Here is a 9,063-nt window from a genome sequence, read left to right as displayed (position 1 = left end):
AATATCGCGGGATGGAGCAGCCCGGTAGCTCGTCAGGCTCATAACCTGAAGGTCGTAGGTTCAAATCCTACTCCCGCAACCAACTTCCTAAAATAATAACAACACGTTACCAGCCACCTCAGGGTGGCTTTTTGCGTTGTCGTTTTGCACGGTGCTACAGCGGTGCTACGTTTTCAACATATCGCATAGGTCGCCAAATGCGTCGCAGGCCTTGGCTTGGCATCCGCTGGACGGAGTCGATTGGAACAAGGGCGGTTTCCAGACCTTCGCCGTAGCTGCGAACCGTTCATGCGCCGAGGTTGGAAGCCGACATTCAACCGAGGGCGAACGCGGGCAATCATGCCGCGCTGACGAAGGTCGGCTCAGAGCCCATGTTGCAAGATTTCTGCTTCGCAGCGAACGTCGGCTGTCAGGAGGCGGTCAAAAACCTTCAACAAGGCCTTGGGTTTGGAACCGGGTTTTTAGTAGCCTCCTACGAGGGCGTTTACGCATATTCTAAGAACGAGAGTTTTTGGAACAATGGCGAAAAGCCGCCTGGGACGCGCGCGGAACCTGTTTGGACAAATCAAAGTGCCTCTATATTGCAATAAAGCGTCAGACGTATGACAATTCTTTTACCAGTGAGCCCAGATGAAGAAGCCGAAAGACCGAGACCAGAACGTCGGCGGCACCTCTGGGGACCTCGCGTCGGGCGATGAAACCTCGATGGCGGCTCCACCCAAGACTGCCGAGGCCACGGCAGCTGACGGGTCGGGCCCACGGCCACCTCCTGACCAGGCATCCGGACAGATCAGGGGTTCGAAAAAGAAGGCCAAGAAACCCAAGCCGCCTGGAAGTGAAAAAGCTGTCGAGACGATGTTTCGCAACAGCTACAGAGCCGAACTGGACACTATCGCATTGGCGGCCATGAAGGCCAACATAATGATCTCGCTCAACGGGTTCATCATTTCGGCGCTGATGATTTCCGGCGCCTTCATCTTTGCCTCATCGCCGGCGTTCCTATTTCCGGCGGGAGTGTTTCTTTTCACGGCAGCCGCATCGATCGCCTTTGCACTGCTGTCGGCATCGCCGGAACGCAGCGACCTTTTTGCCGGCCTGTGGGATTGGTTAACTGCGATGCGGCGCGGGACGGCGCGTTTCCGCGACCTGCGAGTGTTTATGGCGCGCGCGCGCCAGAACTCTGCGGAGGACGGTCCGGGCAACGTGCTGATCTACGAACAGCGCGTCCGCTTGTCGCGCGAAGACTATTGGACTGAAATGCAACGACTGATGCGCAACCGCGAACAGATATATTTCAGCATGAGCGACCAGCTATATTGGCTGGGTCAGGTGGCCGATCGCAAGTTTCGCTTACTGAACCTGTCCTACACTGTTTTCCGTTGGGGACTTCTGGCCACATTGATTACATTCCTGATGCTGAAGATGTCGCTGGCCGTCATAGCCCCTGCCATCGACCCCACCGTGCGCCTGCGCAATCTGGGCATCGGGGTGTTTGACGATATTTATGAACCCTCGGCCGTCCAGCAGTTGCCTGACGGGCGTCTGCTGGTGGTCGAGGACGAGTCGTCGCGCGCCCTAAACCTGCTGACGATTGACGAGATGGGTGCGCTGGAAGAGGATAATTCGCTTGACGTCCGGGTGATGCGTGCGTTCGGCCGTAAACTGAGCGATCTTGAAGGCCTGTCGATCGACGCGGACGGATACATCTATGCGACCACGTCGCATTCGTTGAACAATGACGGCGAACGCAAAACGGACCGCGAACAATTGCTGCGCTTTCGCATTTCTGGAAACAGTGTCGGGGAAATCGCGACATTCGGCGGTTTGCGCGATGCCATTGCGGGCGATACCGGGCTGCGTGAACTGGTGTTGCAAGAAACCGGCGCGCATCTGGATATCGCACAGCTTAATATCGAAGGTCTGGCCTATGTCCGCGCTGACAACAGCCTTTACGTCGGTTTGCGCGCGCCCATGGCATCGACCAAAGGCGTGATTGTGGTGATTCAGAACCCTGCCGATGTCTTTAACAATCAGGCCGCGCCGCGCTTTGGCGCGCCGATCCTGCTGGAACTGCAGGGCGGCGGCATCCGTGCGCTGAGCTACGATCCGGTCCTGGATGCCTTTCTGATCGTGAACGAGCTTGAAGGCTATGAGGGGGGGCGGTTTTCGCAACTCTGGCGCTGGAGCGGAAATCCAACCAGCCAGCCTGAACCCATCGCGTTGCCCGACATCATCAATCTGAACAATGTAGAATCCATCGATTCAATCCTGATCGACGGCGTCCCGCGTCTTTTGATCATGAGCGACGAGGGGAGCGAAAAAAAGAACGAGCCTGCCCGATATATGATGCTGGATTACGGACAGCTGGCCGAGTAGGATCTGGTGTCGCGGCTCGGGACATGCGCATACAATCGGGGACCGCTGCCGCGAAAGCATTCTCCGTCGCCCGGCCTTGTCTTGGTGGGCTGTCGTCAAGAGTTGTCGAAAAAGCAAAAACCCACCCTCTGATCCAATTCCAACGTCAGTCGTTAGTAAAACTTGTGACCTTTACCGCTATCTGACCCGTTTTCTTCAGCACTACATGGCGCCGACGACCAGCGTAGTGCGGGCGGCTTCGACCACATCGTCGGTGACAGCGAGAGTTCGTTGATCCTGATGATGCGCTCAATCTGGACAAATGCCGGTGCAGCAGGCGGATGCTGCCACCGGTTATGCGGGCGGTGGCCTGATGGCCAGTGAATTCCGCTTCATTCAGTTGCAGGCCGAGTTGCGCAACGGCGGGCGAGATCAAAGGCCAATTCGTCGCCTTTCAACGGCAGCTTTTGTTTAGATTTGGCAAGCCGTTGGCGTTAAGGCCATCGGGCAAGGGTCTCATCCGGGGGCAGGCGCCTACTCAAAACCTTCACAAACTGGGATAAAAGTGTCATAGATATTGAATTTGGAGCATTTGCATGCAAGCCCATAGATCCAAAACCAAGGTGCCGTTGCGCCCTCGTGAAATTGCACTCACCGTCGCAGGCACCACGGTATTCCTCGTCGCCATGTTCACGGCTGTTGGCTGGCGTGGCAATAACCCCGTGTCATTGTATCTGCGAGATCCCGCCGCTGTTTTCGGTTTTTCCCCTTTGGCGGGCATTATCTCGCACCTTGGGGTGTTCGCCTTGCTGACTGCCGGCGCCATATGCATATTCGCCTCGTTGCATAGTCCTCTCAGCAAGAGATTGCTGTTTTGGGTAGGAGTATTCAGTCTCCTGTTGGGAATTGACGATTTCTTCATGGTTCACGAGGATCTCGCGGGACGGATCGGCCTTTCCGAAATTCTTTTCTTTGCAGCTTACGGGCTGTTCGCGATCACGATCTTTTTCGTGTTCCGCTCTTCCCTTGTCGGGAAGTCTCACGCGGGCCTTTACGTTGGCCTCACATTGCTTGCGGCATCGGTCGCCATCGACGTTCGTCTGGATTATTCTGAGGTTCAGGTGATGGTTGAGGACAGTGTGAAGTTCGCGGGTCTGATCTTGTGGTCGATCTATTGGGTCCGGCGCGCGCATTTCTCCATAGCCGAGCGTCATGACGCCAACGACAGATGCGACGGCGTTTTGAATGCTGAAAAAGGCCGCGTTGTGTAAGTTTATGGGCCTTGCAGCGAACGGAAGCTACATCGAAGTCGAAGTTGCATCTGCGGCTGGTGTCCGCTGCAAGACGCGATAGACGGTCGGCCGCGAGACGTCGAACAGCTCTGCCAGGTCGCTGATCGAGTAATCATCGGCGTCATACATGCGGCGCAATAAAGCGAGTCTGATGTGCCAAAAACAACCATTTGTTGAACGGTTCGCCGGAGCAGACATTGGTGCACGTGCTGCGAAGGTCTGAATTGTCGGCTCTGCCCACCTTCACCCTCCGAAAATGCTGCACGATGCACGAATGGCCGGTCTGGTGAAGCTGCGCTGCGTCATCTACGTGGCGGGTGGAAGGCGGCTTGGGGCCGCTTGCTGCAAATTGCCGTCACCACCCATTCTGCCGTCCGCCCTGTCCGCCGCTGTCCGCCGCCAAGCCCTGTTGATTATGATGGCGGACGGGGGCGGACAGGGCGGACAGCTATTTAGGTCAGCGTGACGACGATAATCCGGCGGCGCTCCTTACCTGTGCGAGTGTGCGTAACGGTAACTCCCCGCGACCGTAGCAGGGGCGCAATGCGGCGAAGCTCCGCCCCAAAAGCCCCAGGTTGGCGCGGGAATGCATCGCTGCCTTCAGTGATCGCAGGATAGCGCTTACGTAGATACGTAATGAGATCGGCAGCTGTCCCTTCCCAAGTGCCTTGCGCCTGGATCATCGTCAGGATTGCGCTGGCAACGGCGTTGCATTCAAGCGCCGCTTCCTCAGCCTCTTTGCGGTTCGCGCTGTAGGCCCGCAAAAAGCTCCCCTGAGGCCATCCTAAGGTTTGTTCGGCAGCTGTGACCCATTTTGCAAAGTCGGCCATCCTGGGGCGCTCTGAGAGTCGCACAGAGGGCAGTGCGGCCATCGCCCCCGATATCGCATTCAGCAACGCGCCCAGGATCGCAGGGCGGGCCGCGTCAAAGCGTTGCCAAAAGTCTGCCTCGTATTCCCGCCGGGTTTCCGAGATCACAGGCAGGTTCAGGCTAATCGCCCGGTCAGCCAGGTCGGGCCGCTCTGCCAACTCCGGAATGCCGTTCAAGATGATCGGGCGGGTCGCCTTGAACAGTACCTCATCGGCATCGCTGTGCAGCTTGCGGGTGGCAAAGCCGCCGCCCGTTGCCAGGCGGCACAAAGCATCGGCCATCGCGGGCTTGATGCGTGACAGATTGTCGAAGGCCAGGACGTGGCCGTTCTGTGCCGCGATCATCAAATCCCGCTCGTCGCCGGGGAAGCTGCGGCTGTCCAATTCTGCCGGATCGATCAGGCGGCGCAGGACTTTGGCCGTGGTGCTTTTGGCGCTGCCCTGTTCGCCCGTCAGGATCAAGAGCGGGTAGGGGCCGTCTGGTCGTAGCGCGCCCAGGAGCCACCCGACGATGAGCTTAAAGTCATCGTCATTGCGGACGTTCACGAAGGGCCGCAAGCAATCCAGGTCCGCACCCTGACGGTTAGGGCGGGGCAGGGCCGCCATACCGGGTGAGCGGCGGAAACGCGGACTGCCCATCGGCCTTTCGCGCCAGCCTTCGGCGTCAACGTCGATCACCGACCAATCAGCCCCGCCCAGGTCCAGGGCAAAGCCCTCATCGGTTTGCCCCATCCGCAAAAACACCGGATGGGTGTCGCCTTCAAACAAGGCCTGGCCGATGTATTGCCGCGATAGATCGTCCAGCTTGGCGGCGGCAGGTGTTTTACCCTTGGCCTGGAAGTACTCATACGCCAGCAACCGTTTGAAGCCGCCGCTGCCTAGCGCGAAGGTCTCGAAGTGATTGCCGCGCCGGATCGTCGCGAAGGGCGTCTTGTCCGGACTGTGCCACAGGTCCGCGTCCTCAAAGAGCGGGCCATCGTCGTTGGCTTCTTCTGCGTCTGGCGTTGGCGGGCCGTCATCCAACGTAAGGGCGATCAAGCGGTTGATCTCTGTGACACCCCAGCCGCCCGCGATAGCGTCAGCTGCGTCCCATCCCTTATGTAACGTAAGAGAATTTGCCGTCGTATCAGCCGTATTCCGTACCGGTACCTTACATAGGAGGGCATCGGAGATCGGAACCAGCTTTGTGGGGGTCTCAAATTCCCTATGTAACGTATCCGCAATCTGTGCGGCGTATTTCTGGCCGGGTTCGTCATGGTCTGGCCAGATGATGACGCGCCGCCCCGTGAGGGGCGACAGGTCGGATTTGCGCGCAGCGTTCGACCCGCCAAAGGTCGTTGTCGCGATAAAGCCCAACGCTGCCAGCGCATCGGCACACTTCTCGCCTTCGGTCACGATAACCGGGCGATCCAAGTTTGCAGCCTGAAGCTCTGGCAGGCGGTAGAGCGGGCGACTGTCCAAGGCGGTCCAGGTGTCATTGGCAACGTCATAGGGGATAAAGAACTTATCGCCGCCGCCACGCTCAAAGCGATTGGCGATAAGCACGGTGTTGCCGCTTGCGTCACGGTAGAGGTGCTGCATCGCGGGTGCGCCTGCTTTCGGGTGGCGCAATGCCTTTAGAGCGGTCGCGTTCATGTCAGCCCCCATTCGTCGCACAGGGCGCGCGCGGCATCGGATTGCTTCAGCCCCCTTATGTAAGCGTACAGGCTCACAGGATCGCCGCCTGTGTCACCCGTAGCAAAGTCTGCCCAGCGCCCCGTTACGGTATTCACCTTGAATGATCCGGCGTGGCGGTCGGCCCTGGTCGGATTGCGCGCAATCCATTCCTGGCCGTAGCGGCGCCCATCGGGCAGCCACGTTGCTAGCAAGCTCGGGAAGCGATCCAGGCAGGCCATATTGACCGCCACGAATGACACGCTGCGCCAATTGGTGCGGATGCTCATAGCCCCACCTCATGTTCGCGGGACGCCTCAAACGCTTCCAGGTCGGCCAGGCGATACCGGACAAGCCGCCCGACCTTGATTTACGTCAGGGCGTAGCGTTTGGTGCAACGCCAGGTCGCAAGCGTTGTGGTAGAGACCCCAAGCCGCGTTGCCACGTCTTGCGGTGTGAGAAGATTTGGTTTTGGTAGCGTAGTCGTCATATTTTAAGGCCTTTTCAGCATAAGTTGTCGATGCTGAGAAGATCGCAGATATGACGCGCTATCCGCTATTGCTGTGGGCGGGTATCAAATCCCTTACATAGGAAAAAGTGTTGCGCCAAACGCTACGCAAAACAACTTATTGGTTTTATCGGATATTTTCGATGGCGGTGCCTGCCAAGCTTTCCGCCACTGTGGAATCAAGTTTGCGGACAATTTGGTGCAACGCTCTGCCGGGCGCACAGTCGTAGCCGCCGGTCTCGTGGTACCGGCCACGGATAAAAGGAGTGGTCGAGTGCCTTTCCCACAACGGTTGAAAGGCCCGCGCGGCCTCTTCTATCGCAAAGTACTTCGACAAGACTTTGACCTTTCTGCCGTTCACGTCGTCAACAAAATCAAAAGCCCGCTCTCGCGCCGCGTCCGCGTCGTCATCCTCACTTGGCAATGCGATGATCTGGCTAATCCCGTCTTCGAGGGCTATCGCCAGTTGATGCAGGGTCGCCAATTGCGACTGCGGCCCGCTTGGCGCGTTCGGCGTGACATACGCCTTGCGGCCGTGCGTGAGGCCTGGGTCTGCGTCCAGCGCCTCCGCCAGCTTCGAACTCACCATCTGGTTCGCTAGGTCGCTCTTGGTAAGTTGGTTTAAGGATGCGGCCAGCTGCCTTGCAGCGACACCCGCGCCCATCATGTGAACGCCGGAATACTGCAGCAACTTACTCTTCTCTGCCTGCTTTAGCCACTTGCCGCGCACATAGGCATGGCCCGTTTCGATAACACCTCTGAATATCTCAATAGGATGCGGGGCGCGATCAAAGCGGGTCGCAAAGCTGTCCACAAACGCGGCAGGAAAGAGATTGCAAAGATCGTGATGGGTATCGGCGCTCGTCAGCAGGCGTTGCCAAGGTTCAGGGTCTCTCGTCTGTCTCTGGCTCATTCTCTGGCGTTCCTATGTATCCAAACATTGCATCGGTGGCCTTGTTGACGGACTCGCGGACCGGATCAAGGTTCAGGCGGGCATAGACGGCGGTGGATTGCTGACTGCGGTGGCCCAGGGATTTGCCGATGATGTAGCTATTCGCCCCATGTGCGGCCTGCCAGCTGCCCAGGGTGCGGCGTAGGTCGTGAATCCGCAAATCGGCAATGCCCGCTTCTTTGAGGATGCGCGCCCAGGCCTTCTTTGGGTCTGCCAGGTGGCCCTTTGCGCCAGCGCCAGGAAACACCCAGGGGCTAAGCGAGTGCAGCTTGCGCTCTTGCAGGATTGTCATGGCCTGAGGTGACAGATGCACAATTTGCGGATCGCTGTTTTTAGTCACCGCGATCCGCCAGGTGGCCGCATGGAAATTGATCTCGTCCCAGCGCATCGCAAGCGTGTTGGATTTGCGCGCCCCGGCCAAAAGCGAGATCATAAAGAAATCCCGTGCCGCCTCATTTGGTTCATTCGCCAGGGCCGCAAAGAAGCGCGGCAGCTCTTCGGGCTGCAAAAATCGATCCCGGCTTTGTTCGCGGAATTTCTTGATCCCTGTAGCCGGGTTCACGCCTTGCCAGCCCCAATCCGCCGCCTTGTTGAAGATTGACCGGATGCGCTCCAAAAGGCGGTTGGCCTGGTAGATGCCGCTGTCTTTGCCGACCTTGGCGTGCAGCCGCTCCACCTCTGGCTTTTCGATGCTGGAGATTCTGCGCCTGAACCAATGACGCAGGAACTTGTTCACCTCGCGTTCGTCGTAAGCCCAAGACCGCTTGTGCACCTTTGAGTGCTTTTCCAGGTACTCGGTGAACAGCGCCCCAAACGTCATCTCGTCGCGAATGGCCCGCTTTGCTTTTTGCGGGTTCTCGCCCATCGCGATCTCGCCCTTGGCACTCGCGGCCAGCTTGCGGACGTTCTCAACCGTCAAATCGGGGAACTTGCCCAGCAACAGCCGTTCGGGGCGTCCGTCGATCCGCTTGTACAGGTAGAAGGTTTTGCTGCCTGCCGCCGTGACCGCCAACACCAGACCTTTTTCCCTGGCATCGTAGTAGTAATCCCGCTTGCCCTTTTGGGCTGGCTTGGCCGCTGTCAGCGCCGCCTTGGTAAAGTTGATCTCAAAGCTTGCCATCTGTCTGCCCTCCGGTGCGGTGCTACACTGGTGCTACACTAGAGCGCAAAAACGGGCAATCCGCAGTCGTCCTGAGCAAAGTCAAAATATGCATAAGATACTGTTATAGATTACTTAAATAACGTTCAGCAATGAAGCGCAAACAATGGGCTGTTAGACTCATAACCTGAAGGTCGTAGGTTCAAATCCTACTCCCGCAACCAAATCTTCTCAGTATTATCAGTACTGTTGATTTTCACTCAGAACTGAGCCGGTTTTTTCACCGAGAAGTGAGCCACCTCTGATTATGGATTTTGGTTCATGTTGGGGTCAAG

The 9,063-nt window shown here is 57.8% G+C and carries 7 protein-coding genes and 1 tRNA gene; 3 read left to right on the top strand and 5 right to left on the bottom strand.

Annotated elements, in window-relative coordinates:
• The first annotated feature begins 5 nt into the window (after positions 1-5).
• From GZH79_RS07340 to GZH79_RS07330, 3 genes are all read left to right on the top strand, one after another.
• Positions 6-82 (top strand) — tRNA-Met (locus GZH79_RS07340).
• 839 nt (positions 83-921) lie between these two features.
• Complete coding sequence (locus tag GZH79_RS07335; RefSeq protein ID WP_211643137.1) at positions 922-2,376, top strand: Pycsar system effector family protein; 1,455 nt, start codon at positions 922-924, stop codon at positions 2,374-2,376.
• Positions 2,377-2,951: 575 nt separating this feature from the next.
• Positions 2,952-3,626, top strand: coding sequence for a hypothetical protein (locus GZH79_RS07330; RefSeq protein WP_211643136.1), 675 nt, complete (start codon positions 2,952-2,954; stop codon positions 3,624-3,626).
• Positions 3,627-3,653: 27 nt separating this feature from the next.
• Here GZH79_RS07330 and GZH79_RS19205 read toward each other — a convergent pair whose 3' ends face one another.
• From GZH79_RS19205 to GZH79_RS07305, 5 genes are all read right to left on the bottom strand, one after another.
• A complete protein-coding gene (locus GZH79_RS19205; protein ID WP_211643135.1) occupies positions 3,654-3,845 on the bottom strand; it encodes a helix-turn-helix domain-containing protein in 192 nt (63 codons plus the stop codon).
• 254 nt (positions 3,846-4,099) lie between these two features.
• Positions 4,100-6,151 carry a hypothetical protein gene (locus tag GZH79_RS18980; protein WP_249219030.1) on the bottom strand — a complete coding sequence of 684 codons (2,052 nt, stop codon included), beginning with the start codon at positions 6,149-6,151 and terminating at the stop codon, positions 4,100-4,102.
• Positions 6,148-6,459, bottom strand: coding sequence for a hypothetical protein (locus tag GZH79_RS07315; RefSeq protein WP_249219029.1), 312 nt, complete (start codon positions 6,457-6,459; stop codon positions 6,148-6,150). Before GZH79_RS07315 ends, GZH79_RS18980 begins: the two co-directional genes overlap by 4 nt.
• A gap of 345 nt (positions 6,460-6,804) precedes the next feature.
• Positions 6,805-7,590: a hypothetical protein gene (locus GZH79_RS07310; protein WP_211643134.1), complete on the bottom strand. Its 786-nt coding sequence runs from the start codon at positions 7,588-7,590 to the stop codon at positions 6,805-6,807.
• Entirely contained in the window at positions 7,562-8,749 is a 1,188-nt protein-coding gene (locus GZH79_RS07305; protein ID WP_211643133.1) for a site-specific integrase, read from the bottom strand. The genes GZH79_RS07310 and GZH79_RS07305 overlap by 29 nt, the downstream gene beginning before the upstream one ends.
• Between the last annotated feature and the right edge of the window lie 314 nt (positions 8,750-9,063).

It is taken from the genome of Loktanella sp. SALINAS62 (assembly GCF_018263905.1).
Taxonomy (GTDB): Bacteria; Pseudomonadota; Alphaproteobacteria; order Rhodobacterales; family Rhodobacteraceae; genus Loktanella.
The sequence above is the reverse complement of the archived record's forward strand: the minus strand, read 5'-3'. Positions and strand labels throughout refer to the sequence as shown.